Below are 506 nucleotides of genomic sequence, written 5' to 3'. Positions count from 1 at the left end.
GTGGCCCTGGCCTGTTCCGTGACCCGCGCCCGGGCCCTGGCCCGGTCCCTGACCCGCGCCGTGGCCATGGCCGCTTCCCTGACCCGCGCCCTGGCCATAGCCGCTTCCCTGGCCAGAACCGTTTCCATGGCAAGTTGCCTGACCTCTTCCCTGGCCACGCGGTTCACTGCATGCAAAGCCACCGGTGGTTGGGCAACATTTCTGTGTGGCAGGACACTGGCCATCATTGAAACAGCTATCAGCACAGAGTGGGATCATCTCCGGTATGGGACATTGACCTGGCTTCATGAAAACAGGCAGCACGCAAACAGGCCCAAATTCAAATCGACAGCATTTGTGCCCTCCAGGGCAGTCTTCATCAGAGGAACAGCCTCGATGGGATGGTTCGACCATCAGCCTCTCCGGACAGAAACCATCCACTGTGGTTCGTCTTTGAATAGCGCGAGCTATGCTGAAGTATCCAAACAGACAGAAAAAAACAGCAATCAACGAGAAATACATTCGAG

1 protein-coding gene is annotated in these 506 nt (G+C 57.1%); it reads left to right on the top strand.

Annotated features, from left to right (window positions below; translation table 11 throughout):
• Positions 1 to 506: hypothetical protein (locus GQS57_RS19080; RefSeq protein ID WP_240915535.1), on the top strand; the 506-nt coding region annotated here is incomplete at both ends.

Origin of the sequence: Polaribacter sp. 20A6, assembly GCF_011378915.1 — a bacterium.
Classification (GTDB): domain Bacteria; phylum Bacteroidota; class Bacteroidia; order Flavobacteriales; family Flavobacteriaceae; genus Polaribacter; species Polaribacter sejongensis.
The sequence above is the reverse complement of the archived record's forward strand: the minus strand, read 5'-3'. Positions and strand labels throughout refer to the sequence as shown.